This is a genomic window from Streptomyces sp. GL_141, from assembly GCF_057834385.1.
Map to the genome: position 1 here is coordinate 2,521,653 of NZ_CM174402.1, position 21,438 is coordinate 2,543,090.

Annotated in this window: 17 protein-coding genes; 8 read left to right on the forward strand and 9 right to left on the reverse strand. The window is 72.6% G+C overall.

Features of this window, described 5'->3' with window-relative positions; all coding sequences use genetic code 11:
* Window positions 1–11: 11 nt before the first annotated feature.
* The 3 genes from AC3IX6_RS10600 to AC3IX6_RS10610 all read right to left on the reverse strand — a co-directional run bounded on the left by AC3IX6_RS10600 (window position 12) and on the right by AC3IX6_RS10610 (window position 4,512).
* On the reverse strand, window positions 12–782 hold the full coding sequence (locus tag AC3IX6_RS10600) for a L,D-transpeptidase (RefSeq protein WP_489369919.1): 771 nt from the start codon (window positions 780–782) through the stop codon (window positions 12–14).
* Window positions 783–916: 134 nt separating this feature from the next.
* Entirely contained in the window at window positions 917–3,124 is a 2,208-nt protein-coding gene (locus AC3IX6_RS10605) for a choice-of-anchor A family protein (protein WP_489369920.1), read from the reverse strand.
* Between the two features lie 191 nt (window positions 3,125–3,315).
* Window positions 3,316–4,512, reverse strand: a complete 1,197-nt coding sequence (locus tag AC3IX6_RS10610; protein ID WP_489369921.1) for a L,D-transpeptidase — start codon at window positions 4,510–4,512, stop codon at window positions 3,316–3,318.
* 390 nt (window positions 4,513–4,902) lie between these two features.
* Between AC3IX6_RS10610 and glgX the strand changes: the two genes are divergently transcribed.
* Both glgX and AC3IX6_RS10620 read left to right on the forward strand, forming a co-directional pair.
* Window positions 4,903–7,125, forward strand: coding sequence for a glycogen debranching protein GlgX (gene glgX, locus AC3IX6_RS10615; protein WP_489371397.1), 2,223 nt, complete (start codon window positions 4,903–4,905; stop codon window positions 7,123–7,125).
* A gap of 98 nt (window positions 7,126–7,223) precedes the next feature.
* Window positions 7,224–7,970: a CDP-alcohol phosphatidyltransferase family protein gene (locus tag AC3IX6_RS10620; RefSeq protein WP_489369922.1), complete on the forward strand. Its 747-nt coding sequence runs from the start codon at window positions 7,224–7,226 to the stop codon at window positions 7,968–7,970.
* 82 nt (window positions 7,971–8,052) lie between these two features.
* Here AC3IX6_RS10620 and AC3IX6_RS10625 read toward each other — a convergent pair whose 3' ends face one another.
* Window positions 8,053–8,526 carry an FAD synthase family protein gene (locus AC3IX6_RS10625; RefSeq protein WP_489369923.1) on the reverse strand — a complete coding sequence of 158 codons (474 nt, stop codon included), beginning with the start codon at window positions 8,524–8,526 and terminating at the stop codon, window positions 8,053–8,055.
* A 172-nt stretch (window positions 8,527–8,698) separates the two neighbouring features.
* Between AC3IX6_RS10625 and AC3IX6_RS10630 the strand changes: the two genes are divergently transcribed.
* From AC3IX6_RS10630 to AC3IX6_RS10640, 3 genes are all read left to right on the forward strand, one after another.
* A complete protein-coding gene (locus tag AC3IX6_RS10630; RefSeq protein ID WP_489371398.1) occupies window positions 8,699–9,904 on the forward strand; it encodes a glycosyltransferase in 1,206 nt (401 codons plus the stop codon).
* Window positions 9,901–11,667 (forward strand): tyrosine-protein kinase domain-containing protein, encoded by a 1,767-nt coding sequence (locus AC3IX6_RS10635; protein ID WP_489369924.1) that lies wholly within the window; start codon window positions 9,901–9,903, stop codon window positions 11,665–11,667. Before AC3IX6_RS10630 ends, AC3IX6_RS10635 begins: the two co-directional genes overlap by 4 nt.
* A gap of 239 nt (window positions 11,668–11,906) precedes the next feature.
* Entirely contained in the window at window positions 11,907–13,064 is a 1,158-nt protein-coding gene (locus AC3IX6_RS10640) for an MATE family efflux transporter (RefSeq protein ID WP_489369925.1), read from the forward strand.
* A gap of 15 nt (window positions 13,065–13,079) precedes the next feature.
* On the opposite strand, the gene AC3IX6_RS10645 is transcribed toward AC3IX6_RS10640, so the two are convergent.
* Both AC3IX6_RS10645 and AC3IX6_RS10650 read right to left on the reverse strand, forming a co-directional pair.
* Window positions 13,080–13,670 carry a TetR/AcrR family transcriptional regulator gene (locus tag AC3IX6_RS10645; protein ID WP_489369926.1) on the reverse strand — a complete coding sequence of 197 codons (591 nt, stop codon included), beginning with the start codon at window positions 13,668–13,670 and terminating at the stop codon, window positions 13,080–13,082.
* 87 nt (window positions 13,671–13,757) lie between these two features.
* Window positions 13,758–15,254 (reverse strand): hypothetical protein, encoded by a 1,497-nt coding sequence (locus AC3IX6_RS10650; protein WP_489371399.1) that lies wholly within the window; start codon window positions 15,252–15,254, stop codon window positions 13,758–13,760.
* 122 nt (window positions 15,255–15,376) lie between these two features.
* On the opposite strand from AC3IX6_RS10650, the gene AC3IX6_RS10655 reads away from it, so the two are divergent.
* From AC3IX6_RS10655 to AC3IX6_RS10665, 3 genes are read left to right on the forward strand one after another with little or no spacing between them, the layout of a single operon-like run.
* Window positions 15,377–15,916: a WcaF family extracellular polysaccharide biosynthesis acetyltransferase gene (locus tag AC3IX6_RS10655; protein WP_489369927.1), complete on the forward strand. Its 540-nt coding sequence runs from the start codon at window positions 15,377–15,379 to the stop codon at window positions 15,914–15,916.
* Entirely contained in the window at window positions 15,913–17,028 is a 1,116-nt protein-coding gene (locus tag AC3IX6_RS10660; protein WP_489369928.1) for a glycosyltransferase, read from the forward strand. Before AC3IX6_RS10655 ends, AC3IX6_RS10660 begins: the two co-directional genes overlap by 4 nt.
* A 12-nt stretch (window positions 17,029–17,040) precedes the next feature.
* Window positions 17,041–17,445 (forward strand): hypothetical protein, encoded by a 405-nt coding sequence (locus AC3IX6_RS10665; protein ID WP_489369929.1) that lies wholly within the window; start codon window positions 17,041–17,043, stop codon window positions 17,443–17,445.
* Between the two features lie 14 nt (window positions 17,446–17,459).
* Here AC3IX6_RS10665 and AC3IX6_RS10670 read toward each other — a convergent pair whose 3' ends face one another.
* From AC3IX6_RS10670 to AC3IX6_RS10680, 3 genes are all read right to left on the reverse strand, one after another.
* Complete coding sequence (locus tag AC3IX6_RS10670) at window positions 17,460–17,672, reverse strand: hypothetical protein (protein ID WP_250744801.1); 213 nt, start codon at window positions 17,670–17,672, stop codon at window positions 17,460–17,462.
* Window positions 17,673–17,805: 133 nt separating this feature from the next.
* Entirely contained in the window at window positions 17,806–18,489 is a 684-nt protein-coding gene (locus tag AC3IX6_RS10675) for a hypothetical protein (RefSeq protein WP_489369930.1), read from the reverse strand.
* Between the two features lie 79 nt (window positions 18,490–18,568).
* A complete protein-coding gene (locus AC3IX6_RS10680; RefSeq protein ID WP_489369931.1) occupies window positions 18,569–21,346 on the reverse strand; it encodes a CBM96 family carbohydrate-binding protein in 2,778 nt (925 codons plus the stop codon).
* Between the last annotated feature and the right edge of the window lie 92 nt (window positions 21,347–21,438).

Consider the following 21,438-nt stretch of genomic DNA (forward strand, 5'->3'; position numbering starts at 1 on the left):
GGCTCCGGGAGTCAGCCCTCCGTGCCGGGCTTGGTGCCCCAGACGTAGACGGCGTCCCCCTCGGTGAGCAGGTCCCACAGGCGCCGCGCGTCGGGGACGGAGAGGTTGACGCAGCCGGCCGAGCCGCCGTGGGCGTACAGGTCGCCGGGGCGGCCGTGCAGGGCCTGGCCCCCGTCGAAGAACTGGGCGTAGGGCATCGGGGAGTTGTAGAGCGTGGACACGTGGTCCTCGCTGCGCCAGTAGACCTCGTGCCAGCCGGGCCGGGTCTCCTCGTCGTCGCGTCCGGTGCGGACGGGCACGGGCGGGAAGACCACCGTGCGGCCGCGCTGCACCCACAGGATCTGGCGCTCCAGGTCCACGCAGGTCACCCGGTGCGGACGGACCGGGCAGTCGCCGGCGGCGTTGGGATCCGTACGGGCGGCGACCGCGACCATGGTCCGGAAGGTGACCAGCCCGGCGTAGCCGCCGGCGGGCCGGATCCCGTGGGCCCGCTGGAAGGTGCGGATCGCCTCGCAGTCCCCGGCGTCCTGCGTTCCGTCGGCCGTCCGGCCCAGGTGGTCTTCCAGCTCGCGCTGGTAGGGCCCGGTCCCGGCGGTGCACGCCTCCGCGGCCGGGGACGGAGCCGGGGCCGGGGATGCGGCCGGAGCCGGGGACGACGGTGTCGGGGACGGCGCCGCCGCTGCCGTCTGCGGCGGGGCCAGGGCGGCCGCCGCGAGGATCGCGGCCGTTGCGGCCGCCCTGCCGATCGCTCCTATCGCACCTGCCGCGTCCCCTGTGCGCATGCGGACCTCCTCGCGCCCGCCGGCCGGGCCGTCGGCTCCGAGCCAACCGGATCCGCCCGGCCCCGGCGCGCCGGGTGGGCCGGCAGGGTCACCGGCCCACCCGGGCGGCCTACTCGGCGGCCGCTCCGCCCGGCCTACGCGCCCGGCCGCGGCTTCGGGCCCTTGCCCTTGCCCTTGTCCTTGTCCTTACCGCCGTTGCCACCCTTGCCGTGGTCGTCGCGCTTGTTCTCCAAGGTGACCACCAGGCGGTGGTCCGGGGTGGTCCCGTCCAGGTGGAGCGGCCCGGTGACCCGGTTGCGCGGGAGGACGTAGCCCTCCGGCACGGCCGTTTCGACCACGTAGTACCAGCCCTCCTCCAGACCCGGGAACGCGCACACCCCGGCCCGGTCGGTCGCGCAGCCCGCCGTCACCTTGCGGTCCGGGTTGATGCCGCGCGTCTGGAGGCCCCGGGTGCTGTTGGTCTCCTTCCACACCTCGAAGACCGCCCCGCGCAGCGGGCGCTTCGTCTTCGCGTCCTTCTTCAGGACCTCGATCGACCCCTCGTAGTCGGGCTCCCCGGTCCGCTCGTCCGTGACGCTGACGACGAGGCCCGTCGTCACGTGGTCCGCGGTGAGGTCGAACGGCGTGACCGGGTCCGCCGGCAGGTCGTAGCCGGCCGGTGCCTGCGTCTCCCGCCAGTAGTACCGCTCACCGACGGGGAGCTGGACCGTGCAGCTTCCCTGCGCGTCGGTGGTGCAGGACCCGGCGAGCTGCTCGTCGGGGAGCGTTCCGTCGGTCTGCAGGCCCGTACGGTCGTTTGCCTCGCGCCACAGCTCGAAGCGGGCGCCGGGCAGCAGCGCCCCGCCGTCCGCGTCGGACTTGCGCAGCACCACCTCGGCGCTGCCGGGAAGCTTGGTGTTGCTCATGCTGACGCTCGCGCCCGCGGTGGCGTTCTGCTCGGTCAGCGTCAGTTCGGCGACGGGGTTCTCCGCGAGCTGGTAGCCGTCCGGAGCCTGCGTCTCGCGCCAGTAGTACGTGCCGAGCGGGACGGTGCGGGAGCAGACGCCGCTCACCGGGGTCACGCAGTCGGCGACCTTGGTGTCCCCGCCGGGGCTGGTGAACTGGGCTCCGGGGGCGCCGTTGGTCTCCTGCCACAGCTCGTACGTGGCTCCCGCCAGCGCGTTGTCCGCGTCGTCCCGCTTGGTGACGGAGACGGCGCCCGTGACCGGACCGGTGTTCCCGCAGGCCGGCAGGTCGCCGTTGAAGGGGTACGCGTGGAACTCCTGACCGCCGCCCCCGGTGCTGGTGTGGAGGAGCTCGCCGGTGGTGAAGAAGCGGCCGTTGGTCCCGGGCAGGGTGACGGTGGTGCGCGAGGCCTGCTCGCCGACGAGCACGCTCCCCTGGAACTGCCCGGTGCCGACGAGCTGGACGGCGGTGGCGTCGGGGAAGTTCCACAGCAGCCGGGTGCGGTAGCCGTTCCAGGGGTCGGCGCCGGCCCCGACGTCGTTGATGCTGCCGCCGTAGGTGCTGATCGTGGGACTGGCGCCCAGGACGTTGACCAGGACGGTGGCGTCGGCCGGGATCCGGTCGAAGCGGATGCCGATGGATCCGCCGGTCGGGCCCACCAGGTCGAAGTCCACGTTGAAGACCTGGAGCGGGGAGGCGTTGTCCCCGGTGAAGACCGTGGTGCCGTCCTGGTTGACGGCGGTGCCCGTCGCCGCGCGCGGCTGGCCGTCGACCCGGGCGTAGCAGCGGCTGGCCGCGGTGAGCTGGTCGCGCAGGCCGGCGTAGGGGGTGATCGCGGCCGGGTCGGCCACCAGCCGGCCGGTGACGGTGCCGGGCCCGGGGGCGGTGCCCGCGTGGCGGACGACGCCGGTGTCCGCGATCAGCCGCTGATCGGCGGCGATCGTGACGTTGCGGCCGGTGGTCAGGAAGTCCGAACCCGGCGGAGGCTGCACGAGCGAACCCGCCCCGACGACGCCGATGTTGTACCCGCCGCCGGTGGCCGCCAGGTTCTTGTTCTGGTCGAAGGTGCCGAGGACGACGACCTTGCCCTCGGCCTCGGCGGCGCGCTCGCGGACGAGGAAGTCGGCGCCGACGAAGATGTTGATGCCCTCGTCGTAGCCCTTGGCGACGGTACCGGTATCGATCGCCGGGAACGGGTCGACGCACCCGGCCCCGAGGCAGGGGCCGAGCCTGCCCGGCAGCGGTGCACGCAGGGCGGCGGCCTGCCGGGCCGGCCCCGGCTGCTGTCCGCCGGGGCCCGGCGCGGCCGGCGCCGCCAGGGCCGCCGGGGCGCCCGCGGCCAGTACGGCCCCGAGGGCGAGCCCCAGGGGGCCGAGGGTCCACTTCCTTGCTGACATGACGCTCCGTCCGTTGCCCGCCGCCGCGTGCGTGCGGGCCCGTACAGGCTGGCGGCGGGCTCCGGCGAGCCGGGCGGACCGACACTCCCCCGCTACGGCATTCCGGTACGACAATCACTCGACTGGGGTGTCGGGTGCGGGGAACGGCAGGTGAGGGACCGGCGGTGCGGGGAACAACAGGTGACGGGTGATCAGCCGAGTGCGGAGCCCGCGACCCAGGTGGGCCAGGACATGTTCCAGCCGCCCAGCCCGTTGTCCGGGGCGACCGTCTTGTCCTGCGAGTTCACGACCTCCACCACGTCGCCGACCAGGGTCCGGTCGAAGAACCAGCCGGCCGGGGTGTCCGAGCCGCCGCCCTTGTTGTCGCGCAGTCCGATGCAGCCGTGGCTGACGTTGGTGGAGCCGAAGGTGTCGGGGCTCGCCCAGTAGTTGCCGTGCAGGAAGGTCCCGGAACGGGTGAGGCGGATGGCGTGCGGGACGTCGGGGATGTCGTACTCGCCGCCGAAGCCGACGGTCTGCCCGTTCATCCGGGTGACGTCGAAGAGCTCCATCACCACCATCTTCCCGTTGTAGGTCATGTTCTTCGGTGCCCCCGCGGTGATCGGCACGGTGGACAGCAGCTCGCCGTCGCGCCGGACCTCCATGGTGTGCGCGGCCGCGTCGACGGTGGAGATCTGGGAGCGGCCGACGGTGAAGCGCAGGGTCTTGTCCTGGATCCCGTAGGAGCCGGGGGCGCCCTCGACGTCCCGCAGGCCGATCTTCACCGTGACCTCGGTGCCGGGCTTCCAGTAGGTCTTGGGACGGAAATCGAGGCGCTCGTCGCCGAACCAGTGGCCCACCACCTCCACGGCCGGGTCGGAGGTGATCGTGATGGCCCGCTCCACGTCGGCGCGGCGTTCGATGGACCGGCTGAACCCGAAGGAGATGATCATGCCGGTGCCGACGGTCGAGCGGTTCTCCGGCTTGAAGTAGCCGATGAACCGCTCCTCGGGAACGTAGGTGGTGAAGGTGGTGTGCCGGGCCTGGCGCCGGTTGTGCCCGTCGAGCGCGACCGCGTCGACGGTGTACTTGGCCGCGAGCGCGAGCCGGCCCGACGGCGTGTCGGGGCTCCAGCTGAGCCCGTCGACGGCGATGGAGCCGGGCACCTTCTCCTCCTGGGCGTCCTCCACCTTGGTGACCACGACCCGCTCCAGGCGGCCCTCGGGCACGGTGACCCTCAGCGGGCCCTCGGCCGGCACCCCCTTGGCATTGTCGTCGGGGGTGATCCTGATCGCCTCGTCCGGTGACCGGGGTTTGCCGGGCAGCTGGATCTCGATCGGGGAGCCGCCGTTCTCGGTGCATCCGGCCAGGCCTCCGAGGAGCCCCGCCCATACCGCCACGGCGGCCAAGCCCGCCCCTGCCCGCCTCGTCAGAAGAGTCACGTTCCTCCAACGACCGGGCCCCTCCGGGGGAAACGTGGGCGCGGCCCACGTTCCAGGCAGGACAGTCCGGGCAGAACAGTGGGAAGGACCAGACGGGGGCGGGCTCCGGCAGGGACGCCGGGGCCGCAGTTCCCCCACCCCCGCAGGTACCGAGAGCCGTGGAGGCGGGCAGTGTCGAGCGCAGCCGAGCAAGAGGCGGTGGAAGCCGTCGCGGGGACCGGGCATCCGAACGGGACGGGCCACCCCGACGGGACCGGCCACCCCGACGGAACCGGCAACGGGAACGGGAACGGCGCCGGGACCGGAAACGGGAACGGGAACGGGAACGCGGCGTCGAACGGGGCGTCGACCGGGACGGTGAACGGCCAGGTCAGAGCCCATGTGGCGGCGGTGCGGGAGCGGACCCGCCCCGGGCCGCCCGCATGGCCCGGCTCCTCTCATCCGCTGGGGGCCCGGTTCCACCAGGGGCCGGACGGGACGGCCGGGACCAACTTCGCGCTGTGGGCCCAGGGCGCGGAGGCGGTGGAGGTCTGCCTCTTCGCGGAGGACGGCTCCGAGAGCCGCTGTGCGCTGACGGAGCTGACCCACGAGATCTGGCACGGCTTCCTGCCGGGGGTCCGGCCCGGGCAGCGGTACGGATTCCGGGTGCACGGGCGCTGGGACCCGTGGACGGGGGCCCGCCACAATCCGGCGAAGCTGCTCCTGGACCCGTACGCACGGGCCGTGGACGGGGACTTCCTGCTGCCGCCGGAGGTGTACGGGCACGTCCGCGACTGGCCGCAGCAGTACATCGCGGACACCGTGCGCGACGACCGCGACTCGGCGCCGCACGTCCCGAAGGGGGTCGTGGTCCACGATGACGACGACTGGGCGGACGACGTCCGGCCGAAGACCCCGTGGGCCGATTCCGTCATCTACGAACTGCACGTGCGCGGCTTCACGATGCGCCACCCCGGCATCCCCGAGCACCTGCGCGGCACGTACGCGGGCCTCGCCCACCCGGCGGCGATCGAGCACCTGACCGGGCTCGGGGTGACGGCGGTGGAACTGCTGCCGGTCCACCAGTTCGCCCACGAGGACCACCTGCTGCGCCGGGGCCTGCGCAACTACTGGGGCTACAACTCGGTCGGCTACTTCGCCCCGCACGCCGCGTACTCCTCCAGCGGTACGGCCGGCCAGCAGGTCGGCGAGTTCAAGCGGATGGTCAAGGCGCTGCACGCCGCCGGGATCGAGGTCATCCTCGACGTGGTCTACAACCACACGGCGGAGGCCGGCGAGCTGGGCCCGACGCTGTCGCTGCGCGGGATCGACAACCGGGCCTACTACCGGCTCCAGTCGGACCAGCGCCGGTACGCGGACTACACCGGCTGCGGCAACACCCTGCACGCCGGGCGCCCGCACGTGCTGCGCCTGATCACCGACTCGCTGCGGTACTGGGTGACGGAGATGGGGGTGGACGGCTTCCGCTTCGACCTGGCGGCGGCGCTGGCCCGCTCGATGCACGACGTGGACATGCTCTCGCCGTTCCTCGCGGTGATCGCCCAGGATCCGGTGCTGCGACGGGTGAAACTGATCGCCGAACCGTGGGACGTGGGCTCGGGCGGGTACCAGGTGGGGGCGTTCCCACCGCTGTGGACGGAGTGGAACGACCGCTACCGGGACGCCGTACGGGACTTCTGGCGCGGGGCGCTGCCCGACGTACGGGACCTCGGGTACCGGCTGTCGGGATCGAGCGACCTGTACGCGTGGGGCGGGCGGCGGCCGTACGCCTCGGTCAACTTCATCACCGCGCACGACGGTTTCACCCTGCGCGACCTGGTGTCGTACGAGTCCAAGCACAACGAGGAGAACGGCGAGGCGGGACGGGACGGGACCAATGACAACCGGTCCTGGAACTGCGGGGTGGAGGGCGAGCCCGAAGAGGGCACGGATCCGCGGATCGCGGCGCTGCGCCGGCGGCAGCTGCGGAACCTCCTGACCACGCTGCTGCTGTCGACCGGGGTGCCGATGCTGGTGGCGGGCGACGAGTTCGGGCGCACGCAGGGCGGCAACAACAACGCGTACTGCCAGGACAACGAGACGAGCTGGGTGGACTGGTCGCTGCTGGAGGACCCGTCCTGGCAGCCGCTGCTGGCGCTGACCCGGCGGCTGCTGGCGCTGCGCCGGGCCCATCCGGTGCTGCGGCGCCGCGCGTTCTTCTCGGGGCGCTCGCAGGGGGCGGACGGGCTGCGGGACCTGGCCTGGTTCACCCCGGCGGGGGTGGAGATGACCGAGCGGGACTGGTACGCCCCGGCCGGGTCGGTGGGCCTGTACCTGTCGGGGCAGGACATCCCGGGCCGTGACGAGCGCGGGCGGCAGGTCACGGACGACAGCTTCCTGGCGCTGCTGCACGCCGGGGACCGGCCGGTGGCGTGGGTGCTGCCGGGGGCGCCGTGGGGCCGGGCGTACGAACTGGTCCTGGACACCTCCCGGGAGGACCAGGCGGCGGCGCCCGCCACCGTGCACCGCGGCGGCGAGAGCGTCACCGTCCCGGCCCGTGCGGTGCTGCTGCTGAAGGTGGTGGGCCAGGTGGTGGACTGAAGGTGGCGGGCTGACGGTCGGGAGCCCTCGGAACACCCTGCAATGATGTGGCCTTCGTACGCACGCACGCACATACGGATGTTCGAGGGGTTGAGTCGATGGCGAGTGTCGGGACCGCGTTGCGGGAGCTGCGCGGGGCGCAGAAGTCGGCGAAGGGAGTGTCCCTGTACTCCCGGTTCGTCAACCGGCCCGTCGGACGCTACCTGGCCGCCGGGTCGTACGCGCTCGGGCTCACCCCGAACCAGGTGACGCTGATCAGCGCCGCCCTGAGCTTCGCGGGCGCGGCCGCCGTCGCGCTGGTCTCGCCCTCGTGGGGGCTGGGGATCGCGGTGTGGGCCCTGCTCGCCGTCGGCTTCGCCTTCGACTCCGCCGACGGGCAGTTGGCCCGGCTCCGCGGGGGCGGCAGTGCGGCGGGCGAGTGGCTGGACCACGTCGTGGACTGCGCGAAGCTCACCGCGCTGCACACCTGCGTGCTGATCGCCTTCTACCGCTTCCCCGAGGCCTACGGGATCGGCGGCGGCGGGGCTGACGGAGCCGCCTCGGCCGGCTGGCTGCTGGTGCCCCTGGGCTTCCAGCTCGCCGCGGTGGTGACCTTCTTCGGGGGGCTGCTGACCGAGAAGCTCAAGCCGAAGCCGGCGCCGGGGAGCGCGGCCGCCGCACCGTCGGCCCTGCGCGCGGTGGCACTGCTGCCCGTGGACTACGGGGTGTTCTGCCTGGTGTTCCTGCTCCTCGGCGGCAGCGGCGCGTTCCGCTGGGCGTACGCCGGGGCGGGCGTGATGGCCGCGCTGTTCCTGGTGGCGTTCCTCGCGAAGTGGTTCCGGGAGCTCAGCGCCGTACCGAGGTGACCGGGGCAGGCGCCCGCCGCCGGACCGCGGCCCGGCCGGATGCCCCGCCGGATGCCCCGCCTCGCCCTGCCGTTGGCGCCGCTCAGCCCCGCTGTTCCGTGGCGAGCGGCTGCGACAGCACGTCAAGGGCCCGGCGCAGCTGGGTGCTGGAGGTGTGGACCGTGTACGGGAAGTAGACGACCTCGACCCCGTGCACGGCGAAGTCCCTTTCGAGCTGGTCGCCCTTGGGGGTGCCGCGCCAGTCGTCGCCCTTGAATATGACGTCGAAACGGACTTGCTTCCACGTTTCGACTTTGTCCGGAACCGTCTCGACGAAGGCGGCGTCCACGTACTGCACGCTGCGGACGATCTCCAGTCGCTCGACGAGCGGGATCACCGGGCGTCGCCCCTTGGCGAGTTCGGCCATTTCGTCGGATACCACCCCGGCCACCAGGTAGTCGCACTGACTCCGGGCGTGGCGAAGGATGTTGAGGTGTCCGATATGGAACAGATCGTAGGCACCCGGCGCGTAGCCGATGCGGTGTGGTCTGTGCCCGGTCTCGGCAAATTCGGACATGTCCTGCTCCGTCACGTGTTATCCCCCAGAAGCCGCACACCCCGGTGTGGCGGATTAGCAGACAATAGCGTGCACGTTCCCTGTGTTGCCGGTGAACGAATAGGGTGACGTGCGCATCATCCTGGTGAGAGGGGGACGTCCAGTGTCGAAATCCGGTCAGCGACGCCTACTGCTGGTTTCCACGAATTACGCCCCCGAGCACACGGGCATCGGCCCGTACGCCACCCAGATCGCGGAGCACTGGGCGGATCTCGGTCACGAGACCCACGTCCTGGCGGGCATGCCCCACTACCCGGCCTGGTCCGTCGAGCCGGAGTACAAGGGGGCGCTACGGCGCACGGAACAGCGTGCGGGCGTGACCGTGCACCGGCGTGCGCACACCGTCCCCCCGCGCCAGACCGCCCTGCGTCGGGCCCTTTTCGAAGGATCGATTCTGCTGCACGGCTCCGTGGCCCCGCCGCGGATGGCGAAGCCGGACGCGGTCCTCGCCCAGATGCCCAGCCTGGCCGGCGGTCTGGTGGCCGCCCGCCTCGCGGCACGCTGGAAGGTCCCCTTCGTCCCGGTCGTCCAGGACCTGATGGGCGCCGCCGCCGCGCAGAGCGGGATCAGCGGCGGGGACAAGGCGGCCGCGTTCGCCGGTCGGGCCGAGGCCCACGCCCTGAAGCGGGCCACCCTCGTCGGTGTGATCCACGAGACGTTCGTCGACCGGGTCGTCGGCATGGGCGTGGACCCCAAGCGGATCCGGCTCGTCCCCAACTGGTCCCACGTGGCGCTGCCCACCAAGCCGCGCGGGCGGACCCGCCACCACCTCGGGTGGGCTCCCGACCAGACCGTCGTCCTGCACTCCGGGAACATGGGGCTCAAGCAGGGGCTGGAGGTCCTCGTCGGCGCCGCCCGGCTGGACCCGAGCGTCCGTTTCGTACTGATGGGAGACGGCAGCCAGCGCTCCGCCCTCGCCGACCTGGCGGCCGATGTTCCCAATCTCGACATCATCCCCCCTGCCGCGGACGGCGAGTTCCCCGATATCCTCGCCGCGGCGGACGTGCTCGCGGTCACGCAGCACGCCGCCGTGATGGACATGAGCGTGCCGTCCAAACTGACCTCGTACTTCCAGGCCGGCCGTCCCGTCGTCGCCTCCGTCGCGGCACTGGGCGGGACCGCCCAGGAAGTGGAACGTTCGGGCGCCGGGGTGCTCGTACCGCCGGAGAACCCGGAGGCCCTGCTGAAGGCCGTACGGGCGCTGGCCGAGGACCCCGCGGGCGCGGACGCACTGGGGGCGGCCGGGCCGCGCCACGTGGCGGCGCACCTGAGCCGTGAGGCGGGCCTCGCCCGCATCGACGCACTGATGGACGAAGCACTTGGGGGTCCCCGGCCGTGATCGAGACCAACCGCCCGGCAGCGGCTCCGGCCGAGGACGAACCGGACCTGCTCCGGGACCAGTTCCGCCAGCTCCTGCGCTACCGCCGGCTCATCGGCGCGGGCGTGGGCATCGGCCTGCTCGGCGGGGTCTACCTCGGCGTCTCCACGGCGGACACCTACGTGGCCACCGCCGACATCGTGCTGCGCGCGCCCACCGACGACCCCTTCAACCCGAGCCTCGCCCCCGACAAGGCGATCAACATCGGCTCGGAGCGGCAGGTCGCGCTCTCCAGCTCCATAGCCAACGAGGCCGCGAAGAAGCTCGGGGTCTCGCCCACCGACTTCTCGGCCCTGCGCGCCGGTCTGCAGGTGACCAACCCCCCGCAGACGATGGTGCTCCGCTTCACCTACACCGCCTCCTCACCCGCCGAGGCCGCCAAGCGCGCCAACGCGATGACCGAGGCCTACCTGCTCAAGCGGCAGGAGGCCCTCGACGTCACCCGCGACAAGATGGTCAAGGGCTACCAGGACCAGCGCGACCCGGTGGCCAAGCAGCTCGACGAGCTCGCCAAGCAGATCACGAGCATGCCGGCCGGTCCCGCGCGGGACGCCGCGTACTCCTCCAAGACCGACCAGCAGAGCAAGATCAACACCCTCAACGGCAACATCGCCAAGCTCCAGGCCCTGGACATGACCCCCGGCCGGGTCACCAGCTCCGCCGTCCCGCCGCACGGGGCCGACGGCCCGGGCCTGCCCATGTCCCTCGCGCTCGGCGCGGCCGTGGGCCTCGCCCTGGGCCTGCTCGGCGCCTGGGTGCGCCTGGTCTTCGACCCGGCTCCGCGCTCCGAGGGCGATGTCGCCCGGGCCCTGCGCGCGCCGGTCCTGGGTTCCCTGCCGCGGGGCAAGGCCGACGGCGGGCCGCTGCTCGCGGCCGGCGAGGAAGACCCCCGGCTGGCCGAGGAGTTCCGCTCGGTGGCCTTCCGGCTCGCCTACGACGCCCGCTTCGCGGACCGGCGCCGCCTCCTCGTGGTCGCCCCGCGCGGCAGCAGCGAGATCGCCGCCGCCGTGGCGGTGAACCTGGCCGCCTCCTTCGCGGAGACCGGCAAGGACGTGCTCCTCATCGAGGCCGACCTGCGCACCCCGGTGCTGGCCAGCCAGCTGCCCACCGACGCCGCCGGCCGGCCGCGCTGGAGCCAGTCGCAGGGCGGCGCCGGCGCGCAGCACGGGGACACCGAGTGGCCCGACGGCCGCCAGCTCCTCGTGGACGCCGGGGAATCGGGCAGCTTCGACCTGATCCCGGGCGAGCGGGTGCGCAACGTGCCCCGCGCGCTGACCTCGCAGCGGGCCACCCGGCTGATCTCCGAGGCCGACTCCCCCAACTCCACCGTCGTGGTGCTCGCCCCGCCCGTGCTCTCGTACGCCGACGCCCTCGCGCTCGTCGACCGCGTCGACGGCGTCCTGGTCGTCTGCAACCCCGGCGCGGTGCGCCGCACCGACCTCTCCCGCATCCGCGAGCTGATCAGCGGGGCCGGCGGCACGGTGCTGGGAGCCGTCCTGCACGCGCCGCTGCCGGGCGAGAAGAAGCGCGGCCTCGGCAGGGCTCCCAAGGGCGGCGACCCCGCCGCCGAGGAGCCCCGGCCCGCGCCGCCCGCGCCCTCGCCCGGTTCGCGGGAGCCGCAGCCGATCCCGTACGAGGTGGCCGCCGCCGACGCCGCCCAGCACATCCCGGGCGACGGCACCGACACGGTCGCCCTGCGTACGGTCCGCACGGGCCGGCGGTGAGCCGGCGCGGCCCAGGCCGTCTCTTTCGGATCCTGTCGGGCCCGCGACGCCTGGCACCGCGCCTGGCCGCACTGCCGAGACGACCACGTACGTCCAGTACGCGAACGCCCCGACAGCACGCCCAGGCACGGCACCAGACGCCGCGGGCTCGTCCGACAGGATCCGAAAGAGGCGGCCTAGCCGCGGTCGCCTCAGTACTGGACCAGGCCGCGTCCAGCGCCACGAACATCCTGGTCCTGGTGCTGGCCGCCCGGCTCTCCTCGGCGGCCGGCTTCGCCGACTTCACGATGGTCTACGTGACCTTCACCGTGCTGCTCGGCCTGAGCATGGCCTACGTCGGCCAGACCCTGGTGCTGGAGAAGGAACCGGCCCGTCTGGCCGGGGCCTGCCGCTCGGGGCTCGCCTTCACGGGCGCCGCCTCGGCCGCGGTGGGAGCCGTACTGGCCCTCCTGGGACTGCTGTTGCCCGGGGCCACCGGACGGGCGTTCCTCGCGCTGGGACTCGTCCTGCCCCTGGTGCTCCTCCAGGACGGGCTGCGCTACTGCTTCTCCGCCCTGCGGGTGCCCGGGCGGGCGCTGGCCGCCGACGCGCTGCGCCTCGCCTGCGTGGTGCCGGCGCTGCTGCTCCAGCCCGAGGGCGCTTCGGCGGGGCGGCTGGTGCTGGTGTGGGGGATCTCCGCGCTGCCCGCGCTCGCGCTGGGCCTGTGGCTGCTGCGGCCCTCGGTACGGGGTGCCGCCGCCGACATCCGCCCCTACCTGCGGCGCGGCCACCTGGGACAGCGGTTCGTGGTGGAGTTCGCCGTGGGCAACGGCTCCAGTCAGCTCGCCGTCCTGGGGCTCGGCGTCTTCGCGACCCCGCTGGCCGTGGGCGCGCTGCGCGGCGCCACCACCCTCTTCGGGCCGCTGAACGTGCTGTTCAACTCCGCGAACTCCTTCGGCCCGCCGGTCGTCGGCCGGGCCTCGGGGAAGCGGGGCGTGGTCCGGCTGACCGCCCTGATGGGCGGCGCGCTCGCGGTGACCGGCGCCGCGTGGGGGGCCGTGCTCCACGCGCTGCCGGAGCGGGCCGGCCGCGAACTGCTCGGCGACACCTGGCAGGCGGCGGCCGCGCTGCTGCCCGCGACCGGAGCCCAGTACGCCGTCATGGGGCTCGGCACCTGTGCGCTGCTGACCCTGCGGGTGCTGAACCCGAAGGCCACGCTCTCGCTCCAGGTGGTCTTCTCGCTGCTGTCGGTCGGGCTGCTGCTGGGCGGGTACGCCGCCTGGGGCGTGGCCGGAGCCGCCTGGGGGCTGGCCCTCGGCTCCGCCGCGAAGGCCGCGGCGGGCTGGCTGCGCGTGGCCCGGCTGCCCGTCCCCGAAGCGGCCGCGCCCACCGCCGCCGACCAGGTCCGGGCGGCCTGAGTCTCTCCCGGCCGGTCAGGCCGGGGTGTCGCCGAAGCCCGCTTCGATCAGGGCGAACAGCTCCCGCATGGCCTGGCGCTGGTCCTCCTGGCCGCGGATCAGGCTCGCGGTGTCCATCACGAAGCGGGCCAGCGCGGCGGACCTGAGGTCGCCCTCGGGAGCGCCGGCGGCTTCCGCGATCGCGGCGGCGAGCGCGAACTCGTGGCGCCGCCACATCCGGTCCCAGTACTCCTGCAGCTCCGGGGTCTCCCGGACCAGGGTGATGTGCGCGATCACCGCCGGGTCGTCGATCCGCCGGCTCGCCCGGGTCTCCACGAAGTGCTCGCGCAGGGAGTGCAGGACCGACTGCCCGGGCGCGCGGTCCCGTACCGCCGAGACGAGCGTGGCCTCGATGTCGCTGGTGGCCCCGTCTTCACCGAAGACCAGGGCTTCCTTGCTCGGGAAGTGCTTGAACAGCGTGGTCACCGAGACGTCGGCCGCCTCCGCCACGTCACGGACGCCGACCTTGTCGTACCCGTGCTCCAGGAACAGGCGCAGCGCGGCATCGGCCAGGGACTTGCGGGTCAGGGCCTTCTTGCGCTCGCGGCGCCCCACGGTCTCGGTCATGACACCACTGTACCGAGGGCGCTTATCCGGTGCACAAGTTGAGTGGATGCACTTGTGAAGCGATTGCGCACCTGGCCGGGTCTGCGGTCAGCGCAGGGAGGTGGCCCTGTCCTGCCGGTACGTGGCCACGAGCGCGAGGCACATCCCCGCGATGGCGATCCGGCCCGAGGCCTGGAGCAGCGGCCCGCGCAGCAGGATGAAGGAGTACCCCGCGACCAGCGGGACCACCGTGGAGATCAGACTGCCCGGCGGCGAACTGCGCCGGGCGCGCTTCGCGTAGCGCCGGTCGACGCGGGCGGAGGCGTACCCCATCCCCAGGAGCCCCGCACCCATGCCCAGCGGCCCGAAGTCGATCCACAGCTCGGCCCAGATCGGCGAGGAGAGGTTGGTGTTGACCGTGCCCATCCACTGGCCGACCATCACGCCGGTGTCGCGCGGCTTGCCCGACCACACCGAGCGCGGCACCGCGAAGAAGACGGATCCGGCGAGCTGGCGCCCGTAGGAGTGCCCGGGACCGGACTCCGAGAAGGTGATGGTGTTGGCGAACATGCCGATCTGGTCGTAGTCCTTGAGCGCCATCGGCTCCAGGAAGGAGGTCGTCTCCACCGGCTTGTAGTTCTTCTCGTCGTAGCGGAAGCGGTCCGCGAACGGGAAGACCAGCAGGGCGATCACCACGGCCATGGACAGCGCCACCCGGTACATCGCGGCGCTCACCGGGAAGACGGTGAAGAGGAGCGCGAACATCACCGTCAGGAACCAGTAGCGCGGGTTCGAGATCGGGTTGTTGACGATCAGGTTGAGGACCATGAGCGCCGACCAGGTGACGATGATCGACATCTTGCGGCGGGCGAACTTCGAGGTGATCAGCCAGCGCGTGTACAGCAGCAGCGCCAACAGCGCGGGGACCGTGCCGAATCCGCGCAGCAGCGCCTGCCCGGCCTGGCCGTCCTGGGAGACGCCCGCCTCCTCGATGCCCGCGATGATCTCCTGGCGACTGGAGAAGAACACCGCCGGACCGCCGAGCTTCACGATCAGGGCCGCCCCGCCCAGGAACGCCACGCCGGTCAGCACGTAGAGCCGCCTGCGGTGCGCCATGACCGGGCGCGGCTCCTTGAGCGAACCGCCCGCACGGCCGGCCGGCCGGTGCCGGGCCAGCAGCACGCCCACGTCGAAGGCGGCGCAGCCGAGCAGCACCAGGCTGATGGCGGCGGTGAGGTCGGAACGCGGGCCGACGACGGGCGTCGGCACCTGGCCGAGCACGGCCTGCGCGAGGGGGGCCACGCCCATGGCCATGTAGACGAAGAGCCAGAAGGAGCCCTGGAGCAGCTTGCGGCGGCTGGTCAGGACCATCGCCGAGAGACGGGCGCCCGCGTACATGGTGAGCAGGAGCTGAAGCCAGAAGGCGGCGTCGTGCTGGCCGGCGCCGGGCTGCACGGCGACGAAGAGCGGCAGGAAGACGGTGAACCCGAGGGCCAGCGGCACGGAGAGCGCCCGGGAGAGCAGCGTCCGCGGCGTGGTGACCCGGCCCCAGCTCTTCTCTTCCCCCGGCCGCGGCGGCACGACCCGGGCGACGGCCCCACGCATATCGGTCGCCACGCTTGCCCCCACCCCCTGTGCCTGATCCGGGCGCAGTCTAGTCTGAGCGCTCGGCGCCCGGGGAGGCGCCTTCGAGGCGCCGTTCGGGGCCGCAGTGCGAGGGGGTGCCCGTGCGTGATCTTCCTGCCTTCACGCTGGCCGGATACGACAAGGGGCGCGGGCGGCTGACGCAGGCGCTCTGGTTCGCCGTGATGAACACGCTCTTCATGAGCTGGCTGTGCCCCGCGCGGCTGCGGGTCGCGCTGCTGCGGGCCTTCGGGGCGAAGATCGGCGACGGCGTGCTGATCCGCCACCGGGTGCGGGTGCTGTGGCCCTGGAAGCTGACCGTGGGCGACCACGCCTGGATCGGCGAGGGCGCCTGGATACTCAACCTGGAGCCCGTGACGATCGGCGCGCACGCCTGCGTCTCGCAGGAGGCGCTGCTGTGCACCGGCTCGCACGACCACCGGGCCGCCGACTTCCGCTACCGCAACGCGCCGGTCACCGTCGAGGACGGCGCGTGGGTGGCGGTACGGGCCACCGTGCTGGCCGGGGTGACCATCGGCCGGTGCGCGGTCGCCGGCGCCGGGGCCGTGGTCCACAAGGACCTCCCCGCGCTGACCCTGCAGACCCAGGACGGGCGGCGCCGCCCGGTCGAGGAGCCCAAGTGAGAGTCCTGCACGCCGTCACCCTGCACTCCCCCACGCACGCCTTCGGCGGGCCGGTACGGGTCGCGCTGAACCTGGCCAAGGGGCTGCGGGCCCGCGGGCACGAGGCGAACCTGCTGGCGCTGGGCGAGGGGTTCCCGGAGCCCTGGCCCACCTCGGTGGAAGGGGTCCCCGCGAAGCTCTTCCCCGCCCGGCGCCTGCTCCCCCTCGGCTTCAGCGGGATGACCTCGCCTGCCCTGCTCGCCTCCGCGGGCCGCCTGGTGCGGGGCGCGGACCTGGTCCACGTGCACCTGGCGCGGGACCTGGTCACCCTTCCCGTCGCGCTCGCGGCGCTGCGGGCCGGCAAGCCGCTGGTCCTGCAGACCCACGGCATGGTCGACCCGAGCGGGAAACTGCTGGCCAAGGTGCTGGACGCGCTGGCGGTACGCCGCCTGCTGCGCGGCGCCGACGCCCTGCTGTACCTCACCCCGCACGAGCGCGAGGGCCTCGACGCCGTGGCCGGGGCGCCCCTCCCGAACACCGTCCGCCTGGTCAACGGCACCCCGGCCCAGGAGGAGCGCCCCGCCCTGTCCGGACCTCCGCGGATCCTCTACTCGGCCCGCCTGCAGGCCCGCAAACGCCCGGTGGACTTCGTGGACGCCGCCCCGGCCGTCCTGGCGGCGCACCCGGACGCGGAGTTCGTGGTGGCCGGCCCCGACGAGGGCGAACTCGCGGCGGTGCGCGGCCGGATCGCGGAGCTGGGCCTCTCCGCCCGCTTCACCGTCCCGGGCGCCCTGTCCGGCGCGGAGGTCCTGACGGAGCTGCGCCGCGCCCACGTCTACGTACTCCCGTCGGTGGAGGAGCCGTTCCCGATGTCGGTCCTGGAGGCGCTGTCGGTGGGCGTCCCCTCGGTGGTGACCCACTCCAACGGCCTGGCCCGCGACATCGCCCGCGCGGGCGCGGGCCGGGCGGTCGACCCGGGCCCGGCGGGCGTCGCGGAAGCGGTCCTGTCCCTCCTGGACCCGGCCGAGAACACCACGGCCTCGAAGTCCGCCCGCGAACTGGCGTCGTCCGCCTTCTCGATGGACGCGGTCCTGGACACCCTGCTGCCGGTGTACGAACGCATCTCCCGCTGAGGGCGTCATCCCATGGAGTGGTACGAGCAGGCCCTGGCAGCAGAGCGGCGCCGGGATTGGGACGCGGCCATCATGCTGGTCAGCGCCCGCGCCGAGTGCTATTCCGCCGATTCCTCCGCGCACCGCAACCACTTGTGGCACCTGCAGCTGCTCGTCGACGCGGAGCGGTTCACAGAACTCGCGGAACTGGCGCGCACCGATGTCCACGCACGCCGAAGGCTCAACAGGTCACTTCACGAACGGAAGATGGACGCGTCACTGTCCCGCCGTGCCCACGGCGGCGACAGGGGCGCCCTGTACCACCTCGTCAATCTGCTGTGCGAGACGGGGCGAGTCGAGGAGGCCTCCCGGGCGGTCCACGACCTCGCCCCGGAGGACGAGTACGCGCAGGAGCTGTTGTCGTCTTACCGCGCCTAGCGCTTGTTCATGTCTCAGAGGCCGCGGCGGGTTTCGTCGACCACCGGGAGGGCGCCGACGCGGCGGCGCTTGAGGACGCTCGCGTAGACCGCGAGGCCGATGGCGCCCGCGACCATCATGATGACCCCGACCAGGTCGAGGTTCACGCTCTGCAGCTGCCAGTCGCTCGCGAAGGTGAGGATGGCCCCCACCACGATCAGGCCTATGCAACCGCTGATGCCCCTCATGGGATTCGCCTCCAGCCTCGTGGACGGGGTGCCGCCCCGCCGTGTGGAGGCGCGGATGCCCCCGATGCGGGAACGAAAACGCCCCTGCTGCCCGGGAGTTCGGGCAGCAGGGGCGTTTGCGTTCGGCGGGGTGCTACGCCGGGATCCAGGCGTAGCAGCCGTTCGAGACGAACTGGGTCGTGCCCGCCGGGATCTTGGCGGTGATCTTGTCGCCCGGCTTCAGCGGGGTCTCCGGGCCCGCGGCGAGGGCGGCGCCGTCCTTGCCCTTGGCCTCCCAGGTGCACGTCGTGCTCTGGGTCAGCGCGCGGTAGGTGCCCGCCGCCGGGGACTCCTTCGTACCGTCCCCGAAGCCCTTCGCCGACGCGTCGAGGACCGGCTTCTGCTCCGGGCAGAGGTAGGTGATCGCGTCCTTCGCGCCCGGGATCTCCCCGGCCACGAGGGCGCCGACCGCCGCGTCCTTGTCCCGCTTCGCCGTGCGCTCCACCCGCTGGCAGGCTTCCTGGCCGCTCTGCAGGACGGCCGCCGGGTCCATCTTCTCCGGGACCCTGCCGCTCAGGTACTGCTTCTGCGGCGCGGTGAAGCTGCCCGTCTTCGGGACGAGCTTCGCGTCCGGCAGGACCGGACCCGTGGGCTTCGCGTCCGGCGCGGCCGGCGCCGGGGCGTCCGTGGCGTCGGCCGGGTCGGGGACCGGCGAGGCGGCCGGCGGCTTGGGCGAGGCGGACGAGGCTTCGGCCTTGCCGTCACCGCCCGAACCGCAGGCCGTCAGCGTCAGGGCGGCGGCGAGCAGGACGGCGGCCGCCGCGGAGCGTCGGTACATGAGGTGGCTCCCGTACGTATGAGAAGGGCGTGCGGGGCCCGGCCGTCGAAGCGGCCGGGCCCCGCACTCCGTCAAGCGGTTACTTCGCGCCGAAGGTGAGGGTCAGCTGCGGCTTGGCGTCCACGGCCGTGGACTCCGAGGACCAGATCCACAGCGGGTTGGTACCCGTGCTCGTCAGACCCAGGCTGTAGCTGCTGCCCAGCACCGCGGAGAGCGCGGCGGTGTCCAGCGTCGTGCTCTGGACCGCCGAACCGTCCGGCACGCCGGCGAAGGAGCCGAGCGGGGTGGTGCCCAGGGTCGGCTTGCTGTTGAAGGTCGTGCCCGCACCGCTCCACGTACCGGTGACCGGGACCACCGAGACGGTGTCGGTGGTGCCGGCACTCGCCACGGTCGTGGTCTTGACCTGGAGGGACGCGGACTTCAGCACCGTGCCGGCCGGGGCGGCCGGGATGTCGAAGCGCAGGTACGTCTCGTAGGCCGAGGTGCCGCGGACGGCCAGCGAGGCGGACGTGCCGTAGGCGGTGCTGGGGGCGCCCTGGTTGATGTAGGTGTCCTCGGTCGCGGTGACCTTGGAGACCGTGTCCGTGGCGGCCTTGGCCAGGTTGTAGTGGTTCTTGACCTGGGCCTCGGTCAGCACCTTCGGGTAGACGGCCGTCTCGTCGATCTGGCCGGCGAAGAAGTTGCTGGTCGGCCGGGACGGCCAGGCGGCGAGGTTGTCGCCGCCGACGTGCCAGTAGCCCTCGATCGCCTGGGAGCCGGTGACGTTGAGGGTGTCCTTGAGCTTGCCGTCCACGTACAGCGCCATGCCGGCGGGACCCTGGGTGGCGACCACGTGGTGCCACTTGTTGTCGTTGAACGTGTCCAGCAGGCCGGTGGAGATGGTCTTCGTCGAGCCCGGGTTGACCCCGAAGAAGATCCGGCCGGTGTTGGTCATGTAGAGGTGCTTGTCGTACAGGTTGCTGTTGCGGTCCTGGTTGGTGCCGAAACCGAGCAGCTTGCCGCCGCGGGTGGTGTTCGTCTTGAACCAGGTCTCCAGCGTGTAGCTGCTGCCGACCGTCTGGCGGTGGTCGCTGTACACCTGCTGGCTGGTGCCGTTGAAGCCCATGGCCGTGCTGGCTCCGGTGATGGCGCCCGGGGTCTGGCGCAGCGCCGGGGCGTTGAGCTGGATGCCGCTGGTGTTGCCGGAGACGGAGGAGTCGGCCACGTACGGGCTGACGACGTCGTCGTAGCGCCAGTACAGATTGGCGCCGTCCTCGCGGACCTGGTGGGGGTACGCGCTGACCGTGGTCGGGACCGAGACCGAGACCGTCGCCGACAGGGCGCTGGTGTTGCCCGCCGCGTCGGTGGCGGTGACCCGGTAGCTGTAGGACACGCCGGCCTTGACCGTGGCGTCCGTCCAGGAGGCCTGCTGGCGCAGCCACTCCAGGGAGTTCGCGCTGACGGTGGCGATCGGGGTCGCGGAGCCGTTGCGGTAGATGCGGTAGGTCAGCTTGTTGTCGTCCGCGTCGTAGCTGGCGCGCCAGCGGACCTGGACCTCGCCGGGCTTGACGCTGGAGACGCTGGCGACCGGGGTGGTCGGCGCGCCGACGTCGCCGGTGGAGGCGAAGCGGGTCAGGGCCTGCTGGGCCTTGCCGTTGATGAGGGTGAACTCACCGCCGACCCACATGTACTTGGCGGTGCCCTTCTCCGCGATGGCCATCACGCGCGGGCCGATGCCCTCGCCGAGGCCGTCGTTGGAGGTGGGGTGCCAGCCGAGCTTCGCCGGGCTGCGCACGAAGCCGCCGATGGGCGCGGGGGCGTCGAGGCCGCCGTTGCCCCAGTCGGTCAGCTGCGCCAGCAGGAAGTGGCGCTTGCCGTCGGGGAACTGGCCCTCGGAGGTGCAGTTGTGCGCGTGCGAGGAGCTGTAGAGGACTCCGTCGTACGGCAGCACGGCCTGGGTGGCGCCCAGGCACTGGTCGCGCCACTTCTCGCTGAAGTCGGTGGCGAGGGCGACGCGGCCGTCGAAGCCGCCGGTGCCCTCGGCGCCGGTGTAGTAGCCCGTGGCGTCGGCCGTGATGGACTTGATGACCGACATCGAGGGGATGGTGCCGTAGGTCTTGACGACGGCTCCGGTGGTGGCGTTCACGACGGCGAGCGCGTGGCTCTGGGATCCGTTGACGGTGAAGAAGTCGCCGCCCAGCAGGATGTTCTTGCCGTCGTTGCTGAGCTGGAGCGCGCGGCCGGGGTCGTCGGCGTTGGCGACGAAGGGCTTGAGCGCACCGGAGGCGGCGTCGACCGCGGCGAACCGCTCGCGGGTCGCGCCCTCGACGGTGCTGAAGTCCCCGGCCGCGTACAGGGTGGTGTCGGTGGCGGCGAGGGCGCGCACGGTGGAGGGGAACTTCGGGTGGAACGAGGCCTTGGGGGTGCAGGTCGCGATGTCGATGGCGGCGACGCTGTTGACCGGGGTTCCGTTGACGGCGGAGAAGTAACCGCCCGCGTACAGGGTCTTCTTGTCCTTCGAGACGGTGAGCGCGCGCACGGTCGCGCTGCCGTCGCCGATGGTGAAGGAGAGCTTGCAGGAGGTGGGGGCGCCGGTCGCCGCGTCGAGCGCGACGAAGTTCACGGCTTCCTGCTCCGCACCGGCGTCGCCGGTGGGCGGGCGGACGGCGGAGAAGGTGCCACCGGCGAAGACGGTGCCGTTGGCCTCGGCCATCGCCCAGACGATCCCGTTGGGCTGCCACGTCGGCAGGTTGTCGGCGGTGAAGGCCACCGGCTGCGTGATGGCCGACGCCTCGGGTATCAGCACCAGGCCTATCGCGGTGCCGGCGCCGGCCAGTGACAGGGCGAGGGCAGCAGTCAGCCCTCTGGATCTACGCATGAGCCCCCCAGGGCAATTGCCCGGCTTGAATGGCTGGTTCGACAACTGGCGGAACAGCCATATGTACTGGCGCAGACTAGGGCTCACGCGAG